The organism is Nitrospina sp. 32_T5 (assembly GCF_052156635.1).
Lineage (GTDB): Bacteria > Nitrospinota > Nitrospinia > Nitrospinales > Nitrospinaceae > Nitrospina.
This window is the reverse complement of record NZ_JBQKUO010000006.1, coordinates 35497-61138: the sequence shown is the minus strand read 5'-3', so window position 1 is coordinate 61138 and position 25642 is coordinate 35497. Positions and strand designations below refer to the sequence as shown.

At 55.8% G+C, this 25642-nt stretch carries 18 protein-coding genes and 1 pseudogene; 11 read left to right on the top strand and 8 right to left on the bottom strand.

Going from position 1 to position 25642, the window contains the following annotated elements; all coding sequences use genetic code 11:
• Window positions 1-295: 295 nt before the first annotated feature.
• On the bottom strand, window positions 296-1927 hold the full coding sequence (locus ACTRW9_RS14000) for a sigma 54-interacting transcriptional regulator (RefSeq protein WP_442429815.1): 1632 nt from the start codon (window positions 1925-1927) through the stop codon (window positions 296-298).
• 205 nt (window positions 1928-2132) lie between these two features.
• On the opposite strand from ACTRW9_RS14000, the gene ACTRW9_RS13995 reads away from it, so the two are divergent.
• From ACTRW9_RS13995 to ACTRW9_RS13960, 8 genes are all read left to right on the top strand, one after another.
• Window positions 2133-2660, top strand: a complete 528-nt coding sequence (locus ACTRW9_RS13995; RefSeq protein WP_442429814.1) for a hypothetical protein — start codon at window positions 2133-2135, stop codon at window positions 2658-2660.
• A 101-nt stretch (window positions 2661-2761) separates the two neighbouring features.
• Complete coding sequence (locus ACTRW9_RS13990; protein WP_442427277.1) at window positions 2762-2989, top strand: CDGSH iron-sulfur domain-containing protein; 228 nt, start codon at window positions 2762-2764, stop codon at window positions 2987-2989.
• A 157-nt stretch (window positions 2990-3146) separates the two neighbouring features.
• Window positions 3147-3695, top strand: coding sequence for a DoxX family protein (locus ACTRW9_RS13985; RefSeq protein ID WP_442429824.1), 549 nt, complete (start codon window positions 3147-3149; stop codon window positions 3693-3695).
• On the top strand, window positions 3692-4501 hold the full coding sequence (locus ACTRW9_RS13980) for a dioxygenase family protein (protein WP_442429813.1): 810 nt from the start codon (window positions 3692-3694) through the stop codon (window positions 4499-4501). The genes ACTRW9_RS13985 and ACTRW9_RS13980 overlap by 4 nt, the downstream gene beginning before the upstream one ends.
• 50 nt (window positions 4502-4551) lie before the next feature.
• Window positions 4552-5349: a 4,5-DOPA dioxygenase extradiol gene (gene ygiD / locus ACTRW9_RS13975; RefSeq protein WP_442429812.1), complete on the top strand. Its 798-nt coding sequence runs from the start codon at window positions 4552-4554 to the stop codon at window positions 5347-5349.
• Window positions 5350-5360: 11 nt separating this feature from the next.
• The gene (locus ACTRW9_RS13970; protein WP_442429811.1) at window positions 5361-6899 is read left to right on the top strand and encodes an efflux transporter outer membrane subunit; all 1539 of its coding nucleotides are present in this window, start codon (window positions 5361-5363) and stop codon (window positions 6897-6899) included.
• A 29-nt stretch (window positions 6900-6928) separates the two neighbouring features.
• On the top strand, window positions 6929-8116 hold the full coding sequence (locus tag ACTRW9_RS13965) for an efflux RND transporter periplasmic adaptor subunit (protein ID WP_442429810.1): 1188 nt from the start codon (window positions 6929-6931) through the stop codon (window positions 8114-8116).
• 3 nt (window positions 8117-8119) lie between these two features.
• Complete coding sequence (locus tag ACTRW9_RS13960; RefSeq protein WP_442429809.1) at window positions 8120-11257, top strand: efflux RND transporter permease subunit; 3138 nt, start codon at window positions 8120-8122, stop codon at window positions 11255-11257.
• A gap of 22 nt (window positions 11258-11279) precedes the next feature.
• Here ACTRW9_RS13960 and ACTRW9_RS13955 read toward each other — a convergent pair whose 3' ends face one another.
• The 4 genes and pseudogenes from ACTRW9_RS13955 to ACTRW9_RS13940 all read right to left on the bottom strand — a co-directional run.
• On the bottom strand, window positions 11280-12743 hold the full coding sequence (locus tag ACTRW9_RS13955) for an alginate export family protein (RefSeq protein WP_442429808.1): 1464 nt from the start codon (window positions 12741-12743) through the stop codon (window positions 11280-11282).
• A gap of 235 nt (window positions 12744-12978) precedes the next feature.
• A complete protein-coding gene (gene rpsU / locus ACTRW9_RS13950; RefSeq protein WP_042251432.1) occupies window positions 12979-13176 on the bottom strand; it encodes a 30S ribosomal protein S21 in 198 nt (65 codons plus the stop codon).
• A gap of 101 nt (window positions 13177-13277) precedes the next feature.
• On the bottom strand, window positions 13278-14600 hold the full coding sequence (locus ACTRW9_RS13945) for a DEAD/DEAH box helicase (RefSeq protein ID WP_442429807.1): 1323 nt from the start codon (window positions 14598-14600) through the stop codon (window positions 13278-13280).
• A gap of 387 nt (window positions 14601-14987) precedes the next feature.
• A pseudogene (locus tag ACTRW9_RS13940) lies at window positions 14988-15197 on the bottom strand (carboxymuconolactone decarboxylase family protein); the annotation flags it as partial.
• A gap of 57 nt (window positions 15198-15254) precedes the next feature.
• On the opposite strand from ACTRW9_RS13940, the gene ACTRW9_RS13935 reads away from it, so the two are divergent.
• The 3 genes from ACTRW9_RS13935 (at window position 15255) to ACTRW9_RS13925 (ending at window position 19917) form a co-directional block, all read left to right on the top strand.
• Window positions 15255-15674: a hypothetical protein gene (locus ACTRW9_RS13935; RefSeq protein WP_442429806.1), complete on the top strand. Its 420-nt coding sequence runs from the start codon at window positions 15255-15257 to the stop codon at window positions 15672-15674.
• A gap of 180 nt (window positions 15675-15854) precedes the next feature.
• Window positions 15855-17927, top strand: a complete 2073-nt coding sequence (locus tag ACTRW9_RS13930) for a TonB-dependent receptor family protein (RefSeq protein ID WP_442429805.1) — start codon at window positions 15855-15857, stop codon at window positions 17925-17927.
• A 466-nt stretch (window positions 17928-18393) separates the two neighbouring features.
• Window positions 18394-19917 carry a tetratricopeptide repeat protein gene (locus tag ACTRW9_RS13925; protein WP_442429804.1) on the top strand — a complete coding sequence of 508 codons (1524 nt, stop codon included), beginning with the start codon at window positions 18394-18396 and terminating at the stop codon, window positions 19915-19917.
• A gap of 22 nt (window positions 19918-19939) precedes the next feature.
• Here the strand turns inward: ACTRW9_RS13925 and arsC are convergent, their stop codons facing one another.
• From arsC to ACTRW9_RS13910, 3 genes are all read right to left on the bottom strand, one after another.
• Window positions 19940-20287, bottom strand: coding sequence for an arsenate reductase (glutaredoxin) (gene arsC, locus ACTRW9_RS13920; RefSeq protein ID WP_442429803.1), 348 nt, complete (start codon window positions 20285-20287; stop codon window positions 19940-19942).
• Between the two features lie 52 nt (window positions 20288-20339).
• Window positions 20340-23633, bottom strand: coding sequence for a discoidin domain-containing protein (locus tag ACTRW9_RS13915; RefSeq protein ID WP_442429802.1), 3294 nt, complete (start codon window positions 23631-23633; stop codon window positions 20340-20342).
• 235 nt (window positions 23634-23868) lie between these two features.
• Window positions 23869-25557, bottom strand: a complete 1689-nt coding sequence (locus tag ACTRW9_RS13910) for a SulP family inorganic anion transporter (RefSeq protein WP_442429801.1) — start codon at window positions 25555-25557, stop codon at window positions 23869-23871.
• Window positions 25558-25642: the final 85 nt, after the last annotated feature.

Genomic DNA, 25642 nt, shown 5'->3' with positions numbered 1-25642 from the left:
TTTTCGGCTTATAAATATGTTGAAAAATCAGGAAGTCAGAAACCGTTCACACCCCACCCCGGAGCCGAGCGCTCCCTGCTTTTCCCTTTCCGGCCGGGAGCCGGATAACGGGAACCATTTCAATCAATTCTGGGAAATGAGCGGATTGGGTTTGTGAACCGTTGCCTACTATAACGCAGGTTGGCCCGCAATCCAACAACTGCTTTGCAATACGGGCCGGTTTTTTGTGAGGAAAAAGAAAGGCCTGCAGGACACCCAACAGGAATTCCGGATCCTCTTGCCAGGGAACCGGACCTCATTCCGGAAGGTATTGCTTTTTAAGGCCCATCGACTTGATGCGCGTGGCCAGGGTGGTGGGTTTGACGCCGAGGAGCTTCGCCGCGCCATCGTCGCCGTAAATCTTGCCATCCGCCTGCTTGAGCGCACGCAGGATGTTTTCCTTTTCGCGCCGCCTCATCTCCGCCTCCGGAACCACCTCCCCTTCCGCGGGTTCGCCCGCGGTCCGCGCGGCGTTTTCTTTCAACTCGTGCATTCCCGGCAGATCGAACTTCAAACGCCCGCCGGTGGCGGTGATGACGGCGCGCTCCACCAGATTCTGCAATTCACGGATGTTTCCCGGCCAGTCGTATTTTTCAAGCGAAGCGGTGACGGACCGCGACGGTGGTTTGATCGGCTGGTTGAACCGCTTCGAGGCGACTTCGATGAAGTGACGGGCCAGCAGGGGAATGTCCTCGCGCCGTTCGCGCAGGGGCGGGAGTTCGATGGGAAACACGTTCAGCCGGTAATACAGATCCTCCCGAAAGCGGCCATCTTTCACCTCGCGTTTGAGGTCGCGGTTGGTGGCGGCCAGGATGCGCACATCGGTGGTGCGGGTGCGTTCGTCGCCCACGCGTTCGTATTCGCCTTCCTGCAGGACACGCAACAGCTTGCTCTGCACGTCGAGCGGAATCTCACCCACCTCGTCCAGGAACAGCGTGCCGCCGTTGGCGAGCTCGAACCGGCCCTTCCGGTCCTGCACCGCGCCGGTGAACGCGCCCTTGATGTGGCCGAAGAATTCGCTTTCATATAAATCGCGTGGAATCGAGGCGCAGTTGACCTTGACCATCGGCCGCTTCCAGCGCGCACTGCGCTTGTGTACTTCGCGCGCCACCATCTCCTTGCCGGTGCCGGACTCGCCGGTGATCAGGATGTTGGCGTCGGTCTTCGCCACCATCTCGATCTGCCGCAGAACCGTTTTGAGCGGCGCGCTCTGGCCGATGATGCCGCCGAATGCATTTATCTCGACCAATTCCTCTGTCAGGTATTCGTAGTCGTCGGTGAGCTGGCGATTCAATTCCTCGATTTGTTCGAACGCTTCGGCGTTGGTGATGGATACGGCGAGATGGTCCGCCACCAGCCGGCCCCAGAACAGGCCCTCGCCTTCCGCTTCCGCCTCCGCCCTCGGCACGTAACCGCAAACGCCCAGCACCTTGCCCTGGAACACCACCGGAAGAACGGCGAGACCGATCACCTTGCGTGGCTCTCCCCATCGCTTAGACACCGCAAAGTCAAAATCCTCCTCCACCGACTCCGTGTCCCCGATCTCACCCGTCACCGCCGAACGCCCCACCTTGCCGACACCGAGGGGAATGCGGATGTAATCGTCCTCCTCCATAACGTCCGATTCCGGTTCAAATCCCACACTGTACTTTTGTGCCACCAGGTGCAGGCACCGGGTCTGGTCGAGGCACTGCGACTGAAGGGGGCAGGTGTCGCACCGGTCCCCCGGACGCACCAGCCAGATACGCGACAACGCCAACAGGGGATCCTCCGCGGCTTTCTCCACCACCCGTTCCAGCAGGGAACTCACGCTTCGCTCCTGTGGCATCGCCAGCAGAAGCTCGCGCATGTTGCGGAATGGAAGGATGTTGGAATCGGAATTGCTCATGGCTGCATTATAACGGATTTCCGTTGAGTAACAACGATATTTCGTTGAAACACAAATTTACGTAATCCCTGAAACACGACAAAAAAGATTTAAACAATTATAAATAAAGCCTTTAGTGACCTACCCCCTGCTTTGGCCCGTCTTTTGCTATATACAAGTCAAGTTTGCTTTGAACCGTTTTCAACTTTTTAAAAGGAACCCAATCATGGAAACCCAGCGCACGAATGCATCGTCAGCCCGTTCCGCAACGAAACGTCACTGGCTGCTCCGGATGATGCTGGTTTTGGGATGGCTTCTTGTCTTCGCCACCCCTGTTCCAGCTTCGCACGGCGCCCCGCATCTGGGACCGATGGAGTTTGGAGATTGGGAATCCTATTTCGATTCCTCAAACGCAGAGCACCCGACCTCCTCCATCCAGGTGAAAAACCCGTTCACCCCGTACCTCCCCGGGGTGGACAACCTGGTCCTGGACAAGGCGGGACTGCACTGCCTGTTATCGGAAAAGGTTCGCCCCGATGCGAAATCAGCTGGCTCGGTATGCCGGCTTTTCAGCAACCCGGGTGAGGAAAACGCTTTCGCTTCAATAACAAAGGAATGGAGTCTGTTCCGCCGGGCATTGACCGGAGGACAGGCCCGGTTTTTTGAAAACGCGCCAGTTCCCGCACCCACGATCGATCTCAACACGTTGAACGGTTACCTCCTCGATATGTACGGGGTATCCCGCTTGCGTTGATTGATGGACCGCTATTGGCAATGAAAAGCATTCCCCATACGACGACTGCAACGTGGAAGCCAAACACAAAAATAACAACAATGAAAACCAAGGAGGCTGGCATGAGCTGGCAAAAGGAACCGTTTGAAATCGAAGTCAAAAAGGGAGAAATCAAGGCGTTCTGCGCCTGCGGAAAATCGGAAAACGGCCCGTACTGCGATGGGTCGCACCAGGGCACGGATTTCACGCCCTACGTCATCGAGTTTGACAAGGACCAGACCATCTACGCCTGCGGGTGCCAGCAATCCGGCAACCGCCCCTTTTGCGACGGAAGTCATGAAAGGCTGTAATTGGAATACATGAACCCATAGCCCAAAAATAAAAATTGAATCGGGCAGGATGTAGGGAGGGGCTCCTGCCCGGTTCTCCGAATAACTTTGAGACTTTATCCGATGGGCTTATAATAATTTCGACATACAGGAGAAAAAAATCATGAGTGCCAAATCCATTATACAGAAAATGTTTGAAACGGAAAACCGGACCGGTCCTGTGATCGTCCGTGTTCTCCTGGGCCTGGTCATCTTCCCGCACGGCGCGCAGAAATTATTGGGCTGGTTCGGCGGCTTCGGCCTGGAAGGCACGCTGGGTTTCTTCACCCAGACCATGGGCATCCCGATGGTCATCGCGCTTCTGGTCATCGCCGGCGAATTCTTTGGTGCGCTGGGCCTGATTTCCGGGTTCCTCACTCGTTTCAGCGCCTTCGGCATCTTCGCCACCATGATGGGGGCGATGTTCATGGCGCACTGGGACAACGGGTTCTTCATGAACTGGTCCGGCAAACAGGCCGGTGAAGGTTTCGAATTCCATCTGCTCGCCATGGGCATGGCCGCGGCGCTCATGGTCTCCGGCGGCGGCAAATACTCCGTGGACGGTTGGATCGCGAAAACCTTCTTCCATAATAAAAAGTTCCACAAACAGGAAGAAACCGAAAGCGGACCCATCGCTCATCCCGAACCCTACGCACCGCAACACGCCCTGCAGGAGAGTGCACGATGAAAAACCCGGAAAACTCGTATTCGCGACGCAACTTTTTGAAGACCGGGATGGGGGTGCTCGGCGGACTCGCAGGATCCTTTCTTGCGGGTTCCGCCTGGGCGCAGGCCATGCGGATGACCACTCCCAGGCAGACGCTGGGGCCGTTCTTCCCGGACGAAGGCGACGCGGTTCATGAAATCCGCGAGAATCTCGACTTCCGTCTGCCTATCAGCGAAGCCAACGACAACGACCTCACGCACATCAAGGGTCACAAAGGAACCGCGTCGGGCCAGGTCATCCACCTGGAGGGCCAGGTTCTGTTCCGCTGGCAGGGAGAAGCCAAGCCGCAACCCGGTGCGGTGATCATCCTGTGGAACGCCGCCGCCTCCGGGCGTTACAACCACCGCGGCGACCGCGAGGCGACGCGCTTCAAACATCCGGAAACCGGACAGTGGGTGGAGCGCACGCACGACGAACACTTCCAGTACTGGGGGCGCTGCATCACCGATGAAGACGGTCGTTACAGTTTCAAAACCGTGGTGCCGGGGTTCTACCCGGTGGACATGGAAAACGGCTGGTACCGGCCGCCGCACCTGCACTTCATGGTCACCGCACCCGGAATTCCGCAACTGGTGACGCAATTGTATTTCAAGGGCGAGGCCGTGCCCAACAACGAGCTCATACAGAAGTTGAACGCGCGCGATCTGATCCTGAGAGACCCCGCTCTCACGCGGGAACAGCAGGAAAACCTGATCGTCGAGTATCGCTCTTTGGAGGCAAGCCCGGACGTGCTGACCGGCAATTACGACTTCATGTTGTCGTTCTGATGCAAATAATCCGGACTTGACCAAACACAAATCTCAATCGCCAATTTGTTATGAATACACTGACTCAACCCAAATCTTCCAAAATGCCCGCCCTGTTTCTGGGGCATGGAAGCCCGATGAACGTCATCGAGAGGAACCCGTTCGCCTTGAGCTGGGAACTTCTGGGCCGAAGCCTGGCGCGGCCGAAAGCGATCCTCTCCATCTCGGCGCACTGGGAGACCTACGGCACTTATGCCACCGCCATGGAACACCCGCGCACCATTCACGACTTCGGCAACTTCCCGCAGGCGCTGTTCGACATCGACTACCCGGCGCCCGGAAGTCCGGAACTGGTTCAGCGCATCCAATCGCTGGTCACCACCACGGAAGTCCTGCCCGATCACAGCTGGGGTCTCGACCACGGAACGTGGGGAGTGTTGTCGTGGATGTTCCCGAAAGCCAATGTGCCTGTGGTGCAATTGAGCCTCAACCGGAACCTCTCCCCGCGCCAGCATTACGGGATCGGCCGCGAACTGAAACCCTTGAGGAACGAAGGCGTCCTCATTCTGGGGAGCGGCAACATCGTGCATAACCTGGACTTTTTCGATCCCAATCCCTGCACCCCGCCTTATCCCTGGGCCAGTTCATTTGACGATTCGATCAAAGGGTTCTTGCTCAGGGACGATCATGAAAGTATCCTGAATTTCAGCCACCTGGGAGAAACAGCGCGCTTGTCCGTTCCCACACCGGAACACTTTCTGCCGCTGATCTATATCATCGCTTTGCAGGACGAATCCGAGCGGGTGACGTTTCCGGTGGAAGGCGTGGTTTCCGGCGCCGCTTCCATGCGCGGAGCCATGATCTCCTGACAACGAGGATTATGCGATTCTCATCCCGTACACTCACCGATTTCCCGTCCGGAGTGCGCGCTCTTGCCGGGTCGGTGTGGTTGCTGTTCGCCGCCTGTACCACCGTCGGTCCGGACTACATACCCCCCGAAACCACCGTACCTCCGGATTTCCACACCAGGGTGGAAAAACAAAAATTCGAAACCACAAAACAAAAAGATAAGGAAAAACAGGAAGCGGTGAAGAAACCGGAAGTCCCGGTGAAACAGGTGACGCCGGAGATGCTCGCCGAATGGTGGCAGACGCTGGAAGACCCTCTCCTCAGTCAGCTGGTGGACAAAGCGGTTAAGGACAACCTCGATTTGAAACTGGCGCAGTCGCGGGTGCGGGAGGAGCGCGCCCGGCGAGGCATCGCGCAGTCAGACCGGTTTCCCACCATCGACGCCGTCGGCAGTACCGCGCGGCAGCGGTCCAGCAGCGAAAACCTGTTTCGTCGCGGCGGCGAATTCAACATGTATTCCGCGGGTTTCGATTCCACCTGGGAAATCGACCTGTTCGGACGGATCCAGCGTTCGGTGGAAGCGGCGGAAGCCTCGGTGGAGGCGCGCAAGGAACAATTGAACGACACGCTGGTCACGCTGGTGGCGGAAGTCGCATTGAACTACATCGAAATCCGCACTTTTCAGGCGCGCCTGGAAGCCGCGGAAAAAAACCGCCGGGTGCAGGAAGAAACGCTACAGATCGTGAAGGACCGCCTTCAGGCGGGGCTCACTTCCACGCTCACGCTGGAGCAGGCCAAGTACAACCTTGAAAACACCAGGGCGGAAATCCCCACGCTCAAAACCGGAATCGAGCAGGGGAAGAACGGCCTTTCGGTTCTGCTCGGCGAATTCCCCGGTGCCATCAATGAAGAATTGCAGGAATTCAAACAAGTGCCGGTGACGCCAATGGACGTCGTCGTCGGCGTGCCCGCGGATTTACTGCGGCGGCGGCCGGACATCCGCCAGGCAGAGCGGGAGCTGGCCGCGCAGACGGCACGCATCGGCATCGCCACCTCGGAGTTGTATCCCCGGTTCACCCTGCTGGGTTCCATCGGGCTGGAATCGATTTCCGCCTCCACCTTTTTGAGCGGACCCGCCACCGCGTTTTCAATCGGGCCGCAAGTGACGTGGAACGTGTTCAGTGCGGGGCGCATCCGCCAGAACATCAAGGTGGAAGATGAACTCCAGGAGCAGGCGCTCATCCAGTACGAAGCCACCGTGCTCACAGCGGTTCAGGACGTGGAAAACGCCCTGATCGATTACGCCAAGGAACAGGTGCGACGCCAGGCACTCCTAAAATCCATCGAGTCCGCCCAAAACGCGGTGGAGTTATCGCGCGAATTGTACGTTGCGGGCTTGTCGGATTTCATCGCCGTGCTGGAAGCGGAACGTTCCCTGTTCAGTTTCCAGGATCAACTGGCTGTGAGCGAAGGCCGCGTGGTGTCGAACCTGATCCGCCTGTTCAAGGCGCTGGGGGGTGGATGGAAACCCCTGATGGCAGACGCACCGGAAGAACAACCTCAATCCTGACAGGGACTCATCAATCGAAGGGAACAAACGTGAACCCGGTTTTGAAATTCACACAAACATTATTGCTGATCGCCACGGGCCTGTTTGCGGGATGTCAGCAACCCGACACCGCCGCCGCGCCGCAACCCAAGCAACCTCCGCCCATGGTGACGGTGGCCCCGGTGGTACAACAGAAAATCGTTCGCACGCACGAACTGGTGGGGAGAACCGCTTCGGTCCGGACCGTCAACATCGTCACCCGGGTGGAAGGGTTTCTTGAAAAAAGGAATTTCAAGGAAGGCGAGGACGTCAGCAAGGGAGACCTGTTGTTCATCATCGAACAGGAGCCCTATCAAATCGCGGTGAGGGCGGCGGAAGCCCTCGTTTCCGAAGCGGAAGCGACCCTGGAAAACGCCAGGACCTACCTGAAACGAGTCGAGTCCGTGCGCAAGGGCGCCGTGTCGCAATCCGATCTCGACAAGGCTTCAAGCGATTTCAAACGCGCCGAGGCGGCATTGATGCAGGCCAAAGCCAACCTCGAACAGGCACAACTGAACCTGAGCTACACGGAAATCCGCGCTCCTTTCAGTGGCCGCATCAGCCGTGCCAATGTGCATGAAGGCAACCTGGTGAAACCGGATACGGGACCGCTCGCCACCCTGGTGCAGATGGACCCCATGTACGCGCTGTTCACCGTGGATTCCGGCACGGTCCTGACGGAATTCCAGAACCAGATCAAACGCGGCAAGGCCACCACCTTCACGCCCAAACTCATCCTGCCCAACGGCACGGAATACCCGTACGCGGGCGTTGAGGATTTCGTGGACCACAGGGTGGATGAACGGACCGGCACCATCACCATCCGCGCCAAGTTTCCCAACCCGGCGAGGAACGTGTTGCCGGGACAAGCGGAGATCCCGCACACCCTGCGCATCCTGCTTCCGGGGCAGTTCGTGCGGGTGCGCGTGCAACGCGACGAGGTGCGGACCGAGAAGGTGATCCCGCAGGCCGCCATCCAGCAGGACCAGACCGGCAAGTTCGTGCTGGTGGTCGATGCGGAAAACCGCGTGCACAAACGCAACATCACCACGGGAGAAAAGGAAGGTGTCAAATGGATCGTCAAGGAAGGGCTGGAAGTCGGTGAGATGGTGATCGTCGAAGGCTTGCAGAAAGTGCGGCCGGGAACCACGGTCCAGATCGCATCCAAACCTTCCGCCGACACCAAGGAAGGGGCCTGAACGATGTTCAGCAACTTTTTCATCGAGCGGCCCCGCTTCGCTTTCGTCATCTCGATCGTGCTGGTCATTGCCGGGCTCGTGGCCCTGCCGCAGATGCCGGTGTCTTTGTACCCGCCCATCGCGCCGCCGGTGGTGGTGGTGACCGCCTCCTATCCCGGCGCCAACGCCGCCGTTCTGGAAGAAACCGTGGCCGCGCCCATCGAGGAACAGGTCAACGGCGTTGAAGGCATGATCTACATGTCCTCCACCAGCACGGACAGCGGCGCCTACACTCTGGAAGTCACCTTCGAAATCGGCACCGACCCCGACATGGCGACGGTGAACGTGCAGAACCGCATTTCCCTGGCCACGCCGGCATTGCCGGATGAAGTGCAGCGTTCGGGCATCTCCGTCCGCAAACGCTCGCCGGAGTTTTTGCAGATCATTGCGTTTTCCTCTCCCAAAGGCACCTACGACCAGTTGTTCCTGAGCAACTTCATCACCATCAACATCAAGGACGTGCTGGCACGGGTGCCCGGCGTGAGCGACGTCATCATATTTGGCGCGCTGAACTATTCCATCCGCATCTGGATGGACCCGGACAATATGATGAACCTGGGGGTCACCACAAGCGACGTCACCCAGGCCATACGCGACCAGAACATCCAGGCCGCGGCCGGACAGGTGGGGCAGATGCCCGCGCCCCAGGACCAGCAGTTCCAGTACACCATTCACGCCAAAGGCCGGCTCTCCGACGTCTCCGAGTTCGAGGACATCATCATCCTCGCCAAGCCCGACGGTTCCGTGGTGCGTTTGAAGGACATCGCCCGCGTCGAAATGAGTTCGCAGACGTTCGAGACCTTTTCCCGGCTCAACGGATCGCCTACCGTCAACTTTGCGGTGTACCAGTTGCCGGACGCCAACGCGCTGGAGGTGGCCCAGCGGATCCGGGAAAAAATGGCCGAGTTGTCCGAAAACTTTCCGCAGGACGTCCAATACATCATTCCCTATGACGCGACCCGGTTCATCGACAACTCGCTGAAGGAACTGGTAGAGACCCTGTTCATCGCGCTGGGTCTCGTGGTGCTGGTGGTTTACATTTTTATCCAGGACTGGCGGGCCACCCTGATTCCCGCGCTCGCCATTCCGGTGTCCCTGATCGGCACCTTTCCCCTGCTCCTGTCCATGGGGTATTCCATCAACAGCTTGACGCTGTTTGCGCTGGTTCTGGCCATTGGCGTGGTGGTGGACGACGCCATCGTGGTCGTTGAAAACGTGCAACGCCATCTGGAGGAGGGACTGGAGCCGAAAGAAGCCACGCGCCAGGGGATGAAGGAAGTGTTCGGCCCCGTCATCGCCACCACGCTGGTCCTGCTTGCGGTTTTTGTTCCGGTCGCCTTCGTTCCGGGTATCAGCGGCGAGCTTTACCGTCAGTTCTCCGTGACCATCGCGTTTGCCGTATCGCTGTCTTCCCTGAACGCGCTCACCCTGAGCCCCGCTCTCTGCGCCACCATGTTGCGGAAGCGGACGTCCCGTCCGTGGTTCGCCCTGCGCTGGTTCGAGTTTCTGTTCCGCGGGGTGTCGCACGCGTACCTGTTTTTTGTGAAAGCCCTGGTTCGCCGCTTCGTCTTCACCGTACTCGTTCTTTTGATGATCGGCGGCGGCAGTTACTGGATATTCAAAAACGCCGCGACCGGATTCATCCCACAGGAAGACCAGGGGGTGTTCTTCATCGACGCCCAGCTCCCGGACGGCGCCTCGATGAACCGGACAGATAGCCTGTTGCGGGAGGTGGAATCCATGGTCATGAAAATGCCCGGCGTGGAGAATGTGGTGACCCTGGTTGGCCGGGGATTGATCAGCGGATCGAAACCCAATTCCGGGACCGTCATCGGCGTGCTCAAACCGTGGGCGGAACGCACCGCGCTGGAGCTTTCCAGCGACGCACTGGTGGGACGCGCCTGGGGACTGACGGCACAGGTACCGGGGGCACGGTCCATCGTCTTCACCCCGCCGCCGATCCGCGCGCTCGGCAACGCCAGTGGATTCGAAATGCAGCTTCAGGACCGGCGCGGCGGCGAGCCACAGGACCTGTCCTCCGCCATGCGCGGCTTCGTCTTCGAGGCCAACCAGACCCCCGGACTGCAACGCGTGTTCAGCACCTTCACCGCAGAGGTGCCGCAGATCGAACTGGACGTCGACCGCCTGCAGGCCAAGGCGCTGGGCATTCCGGTGGCGGAGATTTTCGAAACCCTGCAGGCACAGCTGGGCTCGTTTTACGTGAACGACTTCAACAAATTCGGCCGTGTTTACCGGGTCATCATCCAGGCGGAAAGTGAGTACCGCAACAACCCTGAGGACATCAACCGCATTTACGTGCGGAGCGCCGCGGGAGCCATGGTGCCGCTCAGCACGCTGACGACAACCACACCCATCCTCGGTCCGGAATCGCTGACGCGGTTCAATGTGTACCGCGCGGCGAAGATCAACGGCTCGCCCGCACCCGGCTACAGCACCGGGCAGGCCATTGCTGCTGTCGAGGAGTTGGCCGCGCGCACCCTGCCCGCAGGCATGGGATTCGAGTGGTCCGGCATGTCCTACCAGGAAGTGGCGGCGGGTTCGCAGGGCCCCATCATTTTCGCCCTGGCTCTGGTTTTTGTTTATCTTTTCCTGGTCGCGCAGTATGAAAGCTGGTCGATTCCGTGGGGCGTCATCCTGTCCGTTCCGGTGGCGGTGCTGGGTGCGCTGGTGGCGATGAAAACCACCGGGCACATCCTCGACATTTACGCGCAGATCGGGCTGGTCATGCTGATCGGCATGGCATCGAAGAACGCCATCCTCATCGTGGAGTTCGCGAAAGTGCAGCGCGAAGGCGGCACGCCCGTGTTCGAGGCGGCCATCACTTCCGCCAGGCTGCGCTTCCGGGCGGTGATGATGACGGCGATCTCCTTCGTGCTGGGGGTTCTGCCGCTGGTGCTGGCCAGTGGCGCGGGCGCCAACAGCCGTCAATCTTTGGGTATCATCGTGTTCGGCGGCATGGTCGCTTCCGCTGTCATCGGCACCCTGCTGGTTCCCTCTCTTTACAGCCTGGTACAGACGATCACGGAAAAGGCAACGGGTAAAAAGGAGCCAACTCCCGGCAAACCCGAACCGGCGGAATGAAACTCCAACCTTTGCTGTTTATTTAAAACGCAAACGTCGTTGCGACGTAGGAATAGGTGCTGTTGCCCTGGCGCGGCGAGCCGGGCACGTCGTCCTGAAAGTCGCCATCCAAGCGGTGCGCCACCCCTGCCTGAACGAATATGTTGGACGTCGCCTGCCACGCGGCGGAGAGATAAATCTGGTGTCCGAGGAAGGAACCGGACCGGCCCGTGGTGTCGCGCAACCCGGAGTTTCCTGCCCACGTATCGGTGTCCGAAGCCAGCCAGAACGCACGATAGTGCAATGTTGCTTTTAAGTTGCGGTGAGGCTGAACGTTCAGTTTCACCCCCGGTCCGTTGACGTTCGACCGCACAAACGCCCGGTGGATGGTGGTGGGACCGTAATCGAACACGTTCGCGCCGAACAGGCTGTTGAAGGTACCGTTTTTGCCGTCGCCGGGATTGGAGTCGCCGCTCGCGTAATCCCACGCCAGCACCAGCCGCGGCGACCATGCCGTTTCAAAACTGTACCCCACTTCCCCGTGAAGGAAATAGGCGAAGTGATCGAGGTCCGCCGTGTTGCCGGGCGCCGTGCTGGAACGGGATTCCCCGAACTGCACCACCGACTCCCATTCGTAATCGAAGTGGCCGCCTTTTGCCGGGCGGAACAAACGAAACCCCGGCGTGTACAATTGACGGTTGCGGGTGGCAAAGTCTCCGTCGTCCTCATGCAGGCCGAACAGGTACACCTCCGCCCGGTCACCCCAAGGCGCATTCCGGGTGGAGAGGAAGAGTCCCCAGAATATCGTGTCCGGTGACTCCTCGTCGAATTCCACTTCGTTGTCCAGCAGTCGCCCGGCATTGGAAGGCAGGCGGTTGACCGGCATGGTCACCATGGCACGCACCTGCTCTCCGTCCTTCGATTGCCAGATGGCATCGATTCCGGTGAACGCGTTTTTGGTGTTTCGGTAGCGATTGCGCGCCACCAGGCGGCGCTTGCCGAAATCCATGGTCATGCGGCCCGCACGCACCAGCAGGCGGCTTCCGTTTTGAAACAAATCCTCGCCACGCCATTGCAGGTTGGCTTCCAGCAGTTCGGCCGCGTTGACGATGGTGTTGTTGACCACCGAACCTGAGTCATTGAGGTATCCGCGCGAATCCTGGAACTCCAATTGAATTTTAAATTGCTGGGGCAGATGCACCGTCGCCTGAGCCAGGGTGCGGAGGGCGTACACCTGGTCGCTTCCCGTGGCGCCGTTTCGAAACCCACGGTCCAGCGTTTCGTAGCGCGACCGATGCTGAATTTCCATGGACAACCACCGCGGCAGAACCCCACTCTTGTTTAAAGTGATTTCTGCATCGCGGGCCAGTCCCTTTTCCTTATATACATATCCTTTGGGCGGGGGGAAGGTCTTCTGAGATTCGGCACTTTGCGCCGACACACCGGGGGCAGGCAGGATCCAGCACGCTCCCAGCAGGCACAAGAGGATTGGCTTCAATACAGGCATGGTCCCCTCATTTCCAGAAAGGTCAAAAGACCCGATATACCTACATAAACATAACGAAAGTGTCAACCGAAAGTTTCTGAAAAGAGAAACCACGGTTTGGATAGAGGGACAGGGATGTCCCTTTTCTGCTTACAGGGGGGGAGTAAGCGGACGGTAATGGAGTGCTATGCAGGCGCATGAATTTGGCCAGTCTTCGGGAACGGATCCCGGCTCAAACCCCGCAAACCCTTCCTTATTACCAGGAAGGGCGTGAGCGGCGCATGGCGGAGCGTTTCTTTTTCTGCGCTTCCTTCATCTTTCGCTTTTTCTTGACCGACGGCTTTTCATAATACCGGCGACGTTTGAGTTCCTTGAACAATCCCTCTTTGCTGATCTGGCGTTTCAGAACCTTGAGCGCCCGATCGACCTGATTCTGATGAACGATGGCTTCGATGATGGGGTCCTCCTTGGTAAAAAGTTCACTCCATTCCTGTTCCCTTAAGGATCAGGAAACGCGCCGGACCCGGGTCCGGCGCTTACCTTTAAATATTAACACTAACCGGCGCGGGATGAACGGGCCCGGAACGGTTTTCTTCTGCTTCCGTTGCCGTTGCCGTTGCCGTTGCGGCGCGGCCGCGCGTCATTCTCCCCGCGGTACGAGCGGTTGAATTTATCGCTTCGGCCATTGCGGGCCCCTTTCAGAGCCGCCACGCTGGCGGAATGATAGGGGTGATCCGTATCCACGTCCACGGTGCTCTTGATCTCCCGTTCGATGCGGCTCAGGTAGGGCCGCTCCCCGGCATCGCAGAACGACAGCGCGATGCCTGTCGCACCCGCGCGCGCGGTCCGGCCGATGCGGTGAACGTAGCTTTCCGCTTCCTTGGGCAACTCGTAATTGATGACGTGGGTGATGCCGTCCACATCCAGGCCCCGCGCCACGATATCGGTCGCCACCAGCACCCGCGTTTTGCCGGACCGGAATTTTTCCAGCGCCTGCAAACGGGCGGGTTGCGACTTGTTGCCGTGGATGGCTTCGGCGCGGATGCGCGTCTGGTTCAGTCTCTTCGCCACCTGGTTGGCACCATGCTTGGTGCGGGTGAACACCAGCACGCGCTCGATCTGGGCGTCACCCAACAGGGACTCGAGAAGAGCCTTCTTGTTTTCCTTGTCCACAAACAGGATTTTCTGCGCGATGTTCTTTCCCGTGGTTGAAGGCGGGGACACGGAAACGTGAACCGGATCGTGCAGGAACGTGGAGATGAGCCGGCGCACTTCCTGCGGCAGGGTGGCCGAAAACAGCATGGTCTGCCGGCTTTTCGGGAGCGCGGCATGAATCCGGCGCACGTCCGGCAAAAAACCCATGTCCAGCATGCGATCGGCTTCGTCCAGCACGAAAATTTCAACTTTATCGAGGCGCAGCGCCCTCTGCTCCATCAAATCGAGGAGGCGTCCGGGAGTGGCGACCAGCACATCGACGCCGCGTTTGAGCGCGCGAATCTGGTGAAAGGTTTTGACGCCGCCGTACACCAGAGCCCGGCTGAGTTTCAAATGACGTCCGTAAACCCGAAAACTTTCTTCGATCTGCACCGCAAGCTCGCGCGTCGGTGCCAGGATCAATGCCCGCGCCCCTTTGGGCCCGGGAACGGTGTTGGATTCCGCCAGCCTCTGCAACAGGGGCAATGCGAAAGCCGCGGTTTTGCCCGTACCCGTCTGGGCACAGCCCAGCAGGTCGCGGCCCTGCAGGAGATGCGGGATGGATTCCGCCTGAATCGGCGTCGGCGTCTGGTACTGTTCCTCTTCAAGAGAGCGGAGAATGGGGTGGATCAGGTTGAGGGATGCAAATCCCTCGGCAGAGGGAGCGGTCAATACAGTGTTCAAAATAATATCCTTTGGTAGTGTTGCTCGAAATAGAAGGCGCAACGATTCCAGACTCTTCAGTGCAAGCCCGAAGATGCGGCTTCGTACCCGGTGATTCGGGTGATAGCGTTAATTTGAGGAGAACAAGAGGGAAGGGAAACAGAAACGCGCCGGAATAGAGGTTCCGGGAAGGTTTCGATCCAGAAAGAAAGCTTTTCAGCTCATCGCCGCCAATTCTCAAACAGCTCAATCAACTAGCAGGGAACATTATAACCCAAACAAACTCAATAAGCGAATGCAATTCGAAATGAGAATTTAGCCACCGCGCCCACCGGCAGGACCCGGGCAGGTGACCCCGGCAGGCCTCCGGTCGAAGCCAATGGGGCATCGCTTTAAAAAATAAGGGGTTCAGGCCGCGACAGGGGCCAATTGCGGTTCCGCGCGGAAGGAAACGGCGAGCCGGTTCCAGGAGTTGATCTGGGCGATCGATACCGTCAGGTCCACCAGTTCCGCATCGGTGAAGTGGGCGCGGACGCGCTCGAATCCCTCGTCGGGAACGTGCGTTTCGTTCAGGCGGGTCACTGTCTCCGCCCAGGCCAATACCGCCCGCTCCCTTTCGAGAAGGCCATGAATAAACGGGTTGAATTTATGGCCCCTATTTCATAATATTTGCGCATGCTGAATCGAATTATGACGGGCATTCTGTTTGCGGGAGGTGCGTTGCTGCTGTTTGCGGCGCAGGCCGTGGCCGCCCCGCATGCGCATGAAGGGGTGAATCCGTTCGCTTCCCATGCCTCTTCCACAAACGCGCAGAAACCCCATTGTCCGCAACACAAACACCACCTGTTGATCCTCTGCCCGCACGCAAACCGGACGGGGAGCACACATCCGGTGGACTGCCAGATCAGCCGGGATTGCGGAGAGCACCCGCGCGCGGTGGTTACCGGATTTTCATCCCTGCCTCCCATGGAACGGGCTGCCATTGGGGTTAAATGGAATCCCTTTCTCCAAAATGAGCCCGTCTGCCTGCAAGCCGCTTTCTATAATTCCATCCCCCCTCACGACCCGCTGGACCCCCCTCCCCGATCCTCCTGACTTCATCCGAACCCATCAATATTTTTTGAACGAACCCGGCGTCCGTTTGTGATCGGCCCCGTTGAATTTGGCTGTGACGCATTCACCCCTGTTTGCGTACGGCGCAAAGTCGATCGGGTAACAGATGCCGCGGTTCCAACCGTTCCAGGAAGTCAAAAGGAGGTTCCCGTGGACAGCAGATTGAAATTCGTAATCCCATTCTTTATCAACGCTGTTTTGAGTTTGTTTCTTTTTGCACCCGCCGCGTTTGCAGAGAGCAAGGAAATCGTGCTGAAAGAAATTGAGGTCGTTGGAAAAAAGGAAAAACCGAAAGGGACGCTGACCGTCCCCAGCAACGCAGAGGCGGAAAAGGAAATCAAGAAAGCGCCGGGCGGCGTGAACGTGGTCACTGAGGAATCGTTTGAGGACACCTACACCCTCAACTTTGAAGACACGCTGGCTCTGGTGCCGGGAGCGTACGCGCAGAAGCGGTTTGGCGAGGAGGTCCGCCTGTCGCTTCGCGGGTCGGGTCTCGCACGCGGTTTTCATCTTGTGGGCCTGCGCCTGTTGCAGGATGGCATTCCGTTCAACCTGGCCGACGGCAGTGGCGATTTCCAGGAAATGGATTTCCTCGCCCTGCAACGCATCGAGGTTTATAAAGGAGGCAACGCCCTGCAGTATGGCGGCATCACGCTGGGCGGAGCGGTCAACCTGATCACAAAGAACGGCAAGAGTCATCCGGGACAGATGTACCGGTTCGACGGCGGCGCCGACCAGACCTTCCGCCTGCACCTGCAATCCGGTTACCAGTTCAACCGGTCCGACCTGTTCGTCAGTGTCACGGCCACCACCAGCGACGACTTCCGTGACCATGCCAGGCAGGAGAACGTCAAGTTCAACAGCAACTACGGTCTGCGCCTGTCGGATTCGGTGGAAACGCGTTTTTACATGAGCACCAACGTGATCGCACAGGAGTTGCCGGGAACGGTCACCCTGGGACAGGCTCTCAGCAATCCGGAAAACGCCAATCCCTCCGCCATCACCCAGGACTGGCAGAGGGACATCAACTCCGTGCGCCTGTCCAACAAAACCACCTTCGATCTGGGCAACGGCCGGTTCGTGGACGTGGGCGCGTATGTCAATCACAAAACCCTGTTTCATCCCATCACGTCGTTCGTCGGCATCATCGACCAGACCAGCCTCGACTACGGCGTGTTCGCACAGGCGCATGGCTCCTACTCGCTGAGCGGATATAAAAACGAATTCCGCGGCGGCGTGCTTTCCCAGTTCGGCTACACCAATGCACTGGTGTTTCAGAACTTCGGCGGTGCGCGCGGCGCCCTGACTTCCGACCAGGATCAGTCCGCGGAGACGGTGGTGCTGTACGGCGAGAATCATTTTTACTTCAACCCCCAGTGGGCACTTGTTACGGGCGGCCAGGTGATTTATGCCGGGCGCGAATCGGAAAACAAGCTTGCGCCCGCGCAGAGCGATTCCCAGACCACCGCCACCTTCAACCCGCGCGTGGGCGTGATGTACCACCACACCCCGACCATCCAGTTTTTCGCCAACGTCACCCGCAGTTACGAACCGCCTGATTTCTCCAACCTGACGCAGGGCGGCGCGGCGGGATTCGCTCCTCTCTCCGCACAGAAAGCGTGGACCGTCGAGGTGGGAAGCCGCGGGCAACACGGACGCGTGGCATGGGACATTGCCCTCTATCGTGCGTGGGTGGAGGACGAACTGCTTCAGTTCACAACCGGACCCGGGTTCCCCGTTTCCACCTTCAATGCCGATTCCACCATCCACCAAGGTGTGGAAGCGGGCCTCGACATCCTGCTGGCCCGCAACCTGTTGCAGGGGGGCGACCGCCTGCAATGGCGTAACGCATACACCTACAGCGATTTCAAGTTCGATGACAACGTTCAGCACGGCGACAACACCCTGCCGGGTCAGCCGCCCCATTTTTACCAGGCGGAGTTGCGCTACACGGACGGGGACAAATGGTTCGTCGCCCCGACCCTGGAGGCGGCAAGCAGTGCGTACGTCGATTTCTCCAATCGGTTGAAGGCTCCGGGTTATGCCATACTCGGGTTCACGGCGGGCTACACGGTGAACAAGAATATCGACGTGTTCGCCAATGGACGCAACCTGCTGGACAAAAACTTCATCTCCACCTTTTCCACCATCGCCACCCCGACGCCGTTCAACCAGGCGGCGTTTTATGCGGGAGACGACCGCCGCATCTTCGGCGGCGTGCGCCTCAGGTTTTAACCTGCGGCGTGCTTTGGTTTTAATTTCGCGAAAAGGGGAGTTTGAAATATGAAAGTCCGGCATTGGACCAAATCAATGTGTGGGAGGGGTATCAGGCAGGTCCTGTGCCTGGCCTTGATGGTTTCGGCTCCCCTTTTCGCATCCGCCCAAGAACCAAACGGGGACCCGATGCTCCTCCGGTCCGCGAAGGGAAGCCCGTTACACGACCTGAAAGTCCTCGAATATCCGGACCTGGTTGTTTCCGGTGGGCATGTGGTGGTGAACCGGTTTTAACCACCCCCATTTTAAACAAGCCTGCAACCGGCCTGTCCCGGCGCACCTCTTTGGTAGGGACCCTGACCCGTCTTCCAGCCGGGCTCCGGCTTCGATTCGTTTCCCTTGTGATAATTCAAAAAATCCGAATAATAGAGGTCTTGAGACATAGGACTCGAATTCTTACGAATGACACTTCAAAACAGGATGCGTTTTGCAAAATCCTCAACTCAGTATTGACCAGCTTCTTCAGGAAGCGGCGCAGGCACTCAATACCCAACGCCTGGAAGATGCCCGGAATTGCCTTCAACAGGTTTTGGAACTCGACGCCAACCATTTCGACGCGCTGCATATTCTGGGAGTGCTGGCCTTCCAGAAAGGCAACCCTTCGGAAGCAGAGGCTTTCATTCGCCGCGCGCTGGCGGTGGACGACGGTTTTGCCGAAGCGCACTACAACCTTGGAAAAGTGCTGCGGGAACGCGGACGGCTGAAGGAAGCGGCGGAGGCTTATCAAAAAGCCGTGAGGATCAACGACCGCCTCGATCCGGCATGGTTCAACCTGGGGCTGGTCGAGCTGGAATGGGGCCACCATACGCAGGCGGTCGATGCCTTCCGTCGAGCGGCAGAAATCGATCCCACCGATCCGGATTATCCGTTCAACCTGGGAAACGCCCTTTCCACCCTGGGAGACGTGAAAGAAGCCCGTCGGCAATTCGAACGTACGGTTTTCCTCGATCCATCCTACGCCCACGCCTGGAACAATCTTGGCATCATGTTGCGGGAATGCGGGGAGATCAAAGAGGCGGTGGATGCCTACCAACGCGCCCTGGACATCAATCCCCGATTCGCGGATGCCCATTTCAATCTCGGCAACCTGCATGAAGCCCAGGGAAATGCCGAACAGGCTTTGGCCTGCTATCAGCAGGCGGTGAAAGCCAATCCCAAGTTTGCCAAAGCATACAATAACCTGGCCCACATGTATTACCTGCAAATGGATATGGACCGGGCGCGCGAGACCTATGAAACGGTATTGGAGATCGACCCCGCAAACCACACGGCCCGGCACATGATGGACGCCCTGCGTGGCACAACCACCCAGGCCGCGCCTGCAGATTACGTCTCCCGGTTGTTTGACAAGGCGGCTCCGGAGTTCGAGGAAAGGTTGGTCCTCTCCCTCAGATATCAGTCACCCAAAGAACTGCGTCAGATGCTGGACGCTTCAGTTCCTGAGGACAAGGTTTTTGAATGCACTGTCGACCTGGGTTGCGGTACCGGACTTTCCGGAGAAGCCTTCAAATCACGCACCCAAAAGTTGACGGGTGTGGACCTCTCCGCGAGGATGCTGCAAAAGGCCCGCGATAAAAATATCTACGATGCGTTGCATGAAGGAGGGCTAATCGAGTTTCTTGACCGGGCCCAGGAAAGATTCGACCTGTTCATTGCCGCGGACGTGCTGGTGTACATCGGTGACCTGGATCCGTTATTCCAGGCGGTGCGGAAACGAGCATCCGCTGGCGCGTGGTTTTTGTTTTCGGTAGAACGGGTTGATGAAACCGATTTCGCCCTGCGTCCGACCGGACGCTACGCCCATTCCCGGTCTTACATCGAATCCATTGCAGAAAAAAATGGTTTCACCTGTCTGGCGTTTGAAGAAACGGTGGTGCGCATGGAACGCGACGAACCCATTCCCGGTTTCAACGTGGTGACCCGCCTTAGCGAAAGCCCTCCAGGGGAGTGAACACCCCCTTCCTCCAATCCGCTTACAGGATGTCGAGGACCTGCTCCGGTGGGCGGCCGAGCGCGGCTTTGCCGTTTGCGAGCACGATGGGGCGCTCGATGAGGATGGGATTCTGCGCCATCGCCTGAATCAGTTCGTCGTCTGTCAGTCCGGGATTGTCGAGATTCAACTCCCCGTATTCGTCCTCTTTTTTTCGCATCAACTCGCGCGGCGACAAACCGAGTTTTCCAAGAATGTTTTTCAATTCGTCTGCCGGCGGTGGAGTTTTTAGGTATTCGATGACTTGAGGCTCGACGCCTTTTTCCTTCAGCAACTCCAGCGTCGCGCGCGATTTACTGCATTCCGGGTTATGATACATTTTTACGGACATGATTCGTTTCCTGAATTAAACATTTGAATAAAATTTCGCCAAGGATGATCCCTCACTTGTCCCTCCGCCATAAAGCCCGCCCACAAAAACCAACAACCATTATCATAGTGAGAAGGGACAGGCCTGCAGCGGGCACCATATACTGAGGCTCAAAGAAAATTTTAACGTGATTTGTGCCTACCTTTAGCTGTATTGCTCGAAAGTTCAGAAATCCTTTTTCAATGGGAACCCGATCTCCATTGTTAATCGCACGCCAATCCGGGTGGAAGCTATCGAAAACAATCAAATAAGCTTCATTATTGGAAATGATTTCGAATTCCTGCTTATTGGGCTCAAACTTTGCGTAAGAAAACTCTACTCCGCGAACTCTCAACTCCTCTTCAGAAAAACCCATACGCCCATACAGCTGCTCTAAATCTTCCCTTTTTAAAGATGTTAAAAGTTTAGAAACATCCCTTAATGACTGACCTTTCCTTGGAACGAGTATTCCATATCGCTGTAGGCTCTTCTTGGGCTTAAAACGATATAGAGAGCCATAAACATGCCATTTTGAGGAAATTTTATCAACGTGCCAATACGTATCTGGATTACCATCCCATAGACCCGCTGGAGGGAAGTTACCCGCTGACGAACTGAATTCCACCTTAGCTGCTTCGGCCAGATAATTTTTATAGGAAGATGAGTTCTCATTGTGCTCATTTCCATTCCATTCCATTTCTGCCAAGGAACGAAATTTTCCGCTGGAATGACCGTCCAGAATGTTAAGCATGTAATATCGATACGCTTTATCATTGACAAAGTGCCATTCGACCGGTTTGTTTGGATCGGGTATTTCTTCCAAATTCAAAGCAGAAACAAAGGTCCAAGTCGCACCATCATTGCTGGCCAGTAACTCAGAATGCTTAAATAAGCCCTGAGGCAGATCCTTTCTCGGCTTAATTTTCACACGATTGATGACCTTGGACTTCCCTTCTCCAAAATCAGCCCGTATCCACCATTTGAAATCCTGAACCCATCGCTCCGGATCAAGATTTGGCGCACCTGCCTGAACAACATGGGATGGCCACAATAATCCCACCCTCATTAACTCAACATAAAAGGGGTCCACCCCTTTCCCCAAAGGAAGAGAACGCATTTGAGTGTAATATTGCCATAAGCTTTCTTCATCCTTTTCAAATTCAGAATATTCCGGGTATTTCTTCAAGTAAACCCGTCGGGATTGAAGGCTGTAAAAAACCAAATTAGGAAATTCTTTTTTAACAAATTTTGTGGAACCAAGAATGGCTCGCTCCATCAACTCCCTAAACGAATCACTTATCAAATCGTATCCCGAAGCACCCATGATACCTAAGGCAGCGCAAGATCCTGTCGTTCCCCAATGAAACCTGCACCCCAATCCGCGCAAGAATCCACCCGCTCTCTCCTTGGCGTACTCCATTCGGGGTCGATAATAAGATTCTTGATTAAGAAAATATTGCCACTCATTATTATTCAAATATCGGAGCATCCTATTTTCAACAGTACTTCCTTTGGAGGCAAAGAACTTGAACCCCACAAGAGGTATTAAAAAAATGCCGACAATCACTGCAATAACAGCCAAACTGCCAAGATATTTCGATTTTGGAGCGGATATTATTTTAGACCATATTCGCTTTTCTTCTTCCCCATAGCCTTCCCGATCGATTGCGTTTAAATTTTCATCCCTATCCGGGAAAACAGCAATCTCCTCCCGCTTTCCTTTTCTGATCGAGGAAAAACTAATATCTAAGATCAACCTATCCTTAACATCCCGAATTATCGCTGAGCTTTGCTGATAAAATCGAAATACCCCTATCATGAAAAGAATGCTTAGAGTTGGCACAAACCAAAAAAAATCCCGACTGTCCGCCCATATGTAATTGAAAATCTCATACATGGGAATTGCCAGAAAATCCCGAATCACCCAACCAAGCCCCAGGCACACGACAAAATAACCGGACAACCATTTTAAAAGCCGCTTCTGGTTATTATCCTGACCATTCTTTTCGGGCTCCCACAATGCTCCAATGAAAATAAAAAATAAAAACATCCCATCTAACACGTTGGGAGCGAGCACCTCATCTGCCATCTTTATTTTTTGAAATAATGCAATGTACAATCCAGCGCACAAGAGAGGAAATCGCCAGTTTTTTCTGATTCCAAAATCCCAATGCTGCATTCCTCCCAGGTTTGGATTCCTTAGGGATGGGTATCTAAATATAAGCAACACAAAGAGGACACTGACAATCGAAATTGAGACGGCGCGGTAATCCGAAACAATGCCAAACGCAAACAAAAGCACCCAAACAATAAACAGAACAAGCGGAGGAAGGGCCCACCGAGGAACAACACCGAGTCTTGCATTTGAAATATTTTTACTATTGAAAGAATTTAGAAATTTTAAGATCAGCCTTGTCAAAACCAGAAACAAACCCATTCCAATAAAAATCCTTAAGCCCACAGAACTTTCAAATTGCATAAAAAAATGCCTGAGGACTTCACTTGCACTAAAATCAACTCCTTTCATCCTCCTAACAGGTACCTTCAAAAAACTTTGAATTAACGGTAATTGCCATGCAAAGAAAAAGAGTGGGGCAAGAACAAATGCAAAAAAGTGCTTGCCGAATAAATAAAGGGATTGTTTCGACTTAATCTGAGGTTCAAAGATTAATTTTCGGGCAAGCTCAATCCCTGTCAAAAATGAAATATAAATCAAAACCATTGATAGACTTGGACTATAGGCGCCTTGGGTCACAATAAAAGCCAAACCGAAGTAAGCCACCAACAGCATGTTATTTGGTTGCCGAAAATACATCAGGATAATCGCTATCATAAATGGGGTTGCCACAATTATCCCAGAATAGACCCAGGAAAATATATACATACCAACGGGCGACGCCAGCAGGTATGTAAAGCCTCCTGCCAGCCCGACCCAGATTGGAAGCCCTATATATCTTGCAAGTAAAACAAAGAAGCTGAAGGTTAAAAGACAAACCACAAAAGTAGGCAGCGCAAAAGTTAACTTAGAATTCAGCGATGGGTCTAAAAGCAACTCCAGGGGAGTCAGAAAATTAAGGGGTACCGTTCCGAACAACAAAAACACCTTCCCTGTCTCCACCCATTCATTCCAGAGAGGAAGATGTCCCGACAACAAGCTTAAATTAAACTGCCCCTTTATGGCGCGGCTCATAACCATTTCAGTGCCTGCCCCGCCATAAACCTGATATTTTTTTATCAACAGAGGCCAGAGAAAAACCAATGAACAAAATCCGGGAAGAACTAAATAGCTGAGTATTCGATCAAGCCAGCCGGTCTTTTGTGGTGTCATATTTTTTATTCCTCACAAGGCCACTTGTGTTTTTTATTGCCCCGTCTTTGGCTTGAACTGCCTTGCACTTAAATCTATTAGCAATGGCTTTCAGGTTCAGTTTAGTAAGCTGACCGATTACTAATAGATTTTTAATGTCGGGCGAGCGGTAATCAAGCAGCTAAAATTTCTCGATGACATTCATCGTCAATCAAAATTCTCGGCCACAATCATACATTATCAGGTTGTGGCAGAGTCAATCGTCCTCAGAGAAATTCAGGGATTTCCTACGGCTGAGATAATCCACACAACCGGCGAGGTCCGAAAACAGGAAGCGTTCTGGAATCAAACTGGGAATCATGTCTATTTTCATGAGCATGTCCCGGGGTTGATCCTGCAGGCCGCAAATGAACACGGTGATCCCACGACTTTTCAAATCCAGGACCACCTCTTCCATGGCAAACAGCCCGGTCTGGTCGATGAACGGCACTTCCTTCATTTTAAGAATGACAATCCGAATCCCCTGGAACTGTTTGGCGATATCCTGAAACGTCATCGCAAACCCAAAAAAAAGCGGACCGCGCAGGCGCTTGATGAAAACCGCGTCGGACAATTCGGACGTCAGGCAAACGCTCTCATCGGGGGACGAGTCCTGCGAGTTGGAATAGGAGCCCAACGACATGACTTCCGTCTGGGTTTCGGCCAGGTCGCCCATTTTTTTCATGAACAGGATGGAGGATAGAATCATACCCAGGGCCACGGCCTGAATGAGGTCCGCGAATACGGTCATCGATAATACCGCAATCATGACGGCCGTCTCTTCGCGTGGGAGCCGGCGGATGTGTTTCAGGCCTTTGTAGTCGATGATGCCGATCCCCACCGTCACCAGGATTCCCGCCAGTACCGGAACGGGAATCCGGGACACCCAGGGTCCAGCCACCATCAGAACCAGAATCAGGGACAAGCCGTGCACCACGCCGGAAAGCCGCGTCCGCGCTCCCGAATTGGTGTTGACGAGGGTGGACATGGTGGTCCCCGCCCCTGGGATGCCACCAATGGATGCCGCCGCCATGTTACCCAGTCCCTGGCCGATCAATTCCTGGTTGCTGTCATGTTTGGTTTTGGTCACGTTGTCGGCAATCACCGAAGTGAGCAGGGAATCGATGCTTCCTAAAAGCGCCAGGGTGATTCCGGAATAAAAAATCAATTCCAGATTCATCAATTCCCAGTTTAAAAGAAGGGCCAGCCTGAATTCCGGAAGCTGTGAAGGAATGGCGCCGATGTTGACCACTTTGAAACCCGTCCACACCGCCAGCACGGAAACAGTGACCAGGGCCAACAAAATATTCGGCACAGTGCGCGTGATTTTGGGAAAAAGAAAAATGATGGCCACCGTGACCAAACCCAGTCCCGCGGCCTCGAAATTGAAGTCGGTAAATAATTGAGGGAGCCCGAGCAATATGTTGTGGATTCCCTTCGGCGATTCTTTTCCCACCAATGGAAAAATCTGGAGAAGAATGATGATGATCCCGATTCCCGTCATGAAACCGGAGACCACGGGATAAGGGATGTACCGGATGTATTTGCCGAACCTCAAAACTCCGAAGAGGGCCTGCATCACTCCTGCAAAAAAGAAGGTTGCGATGATGGTGGGAAGGGCGGCTTCCAGGCTTCCTGCCTGTTCGATCGACCCGCTGACCACAAGGGCGGCAACGACAAGCATGGGCCCGGTGGGTCCGCTGATCTGGGTAGGCGTACCGCCGGATACCGATGCGACCAGGCTCAGTGCGATGGCACCATAGAATCCCGCCACGGGACCCAATCCCGACTGGGCTCCAAATGCCAGCGCCAAGGGAATGCCCACGATTCCGGCCGAAATGCCTCCGGCCATATCCCCGCGCCAGTTGCCAAAAGTGAAGCGTTTCAATTCCGGTGTGGAAGCCACATGCAAGCACCAATAAGGTTCGCATTTGAACAAGGGTGACTGTCGCTGCCAATTTCAAGGAGCCGGTGGCAGTTCAATAGTAGTC

What these genes read in the sequence shown, in the direction of transcription:
- ACTRW9_RS14000 (WP_442429815.1), bottom strand. Translation starts at nt 1,927, where the DNA reads ATGAGCAATTCCGATTCCAACATCCTTCCATTCCGCAACATGCGCGAG.
- ACTRW9_RS13995 (WP_442429814.1), top strand. Translation starts at nt 2,133, where the DNA reads ATGGAAACCCAGCGCACGAATGCATCGTCAGCCCGTTCCGCAACGAAA.
- ACTRW9_RS13990 (WP_442427277.1), top strand. Translation starts at nt 2,762, where the DNA reads ATGAGCTGGCAAAAGGAACCGTTTGAAATCGAAGTCAAAAAGGGAGAA.
- ACTRW9_RS13980 (WP_442429813.1), top strand. Translation starts at nt 3,692, where the DNA reads ATGAAAAACCCGGAAAACTCGTATTCGCGACGCAACTTTTTGAAGACC.
- ygiD (WP_442429812.1), top strand. Translation starts at nt 4,552, where the DNA reads ATGAATACACTGACTCAACCCAAATCTTCCAAAATGCCCGCCCTGTTT.
- ACTRW9_RS13970 (WP_442429811.1), top strand. Translation starts at nt 5,361, where the DNA reads ATGCGATTCTCATCCCGTACACTCACCGATTTCCCGTCCGGAGTGCGC.
- ACTRW9_RS13960 (WP_442429809.1), top strand. Translation starts at nt 8,120, where the DNA reads ATGTTCAGCAACTTTTTCATCGAGCGGCCCCGCTTCGCTTTCGTCATC.
- ACTRW9_RS13955 (WP_442429808.1), bottom strand. Translation starts at nt 12,743, where the DNA reads ATGCCTGTATTGAAGCCAATCCTCTTGTGCCTGCTGGGAGCGTGCTGG.
- ACTRW9_RS13935 (WP_442429806.1), top strand. Translation starts at nt 15,255, where the DNA reads ATGCTGAATCGAATTATGACGGGCATTCTGTTTGCGGGAGGTGCGTTG.
- arsC (WP_442429803.1), bottom strand. Translation starts at nt 20,287, where the DNA reads ATGTCCGTAAAAATGTATCATAACCCGGAATGCAGTAAATCGCGCGCG.
- ACTRW9_RS13915 (WP_442429802.1), bottom strand. Translation starts at nt 23,633, where the DNA reads ATGACACCACAAAAGACCGGCTGGCTTGATCGAATACTCAGCTATTTA.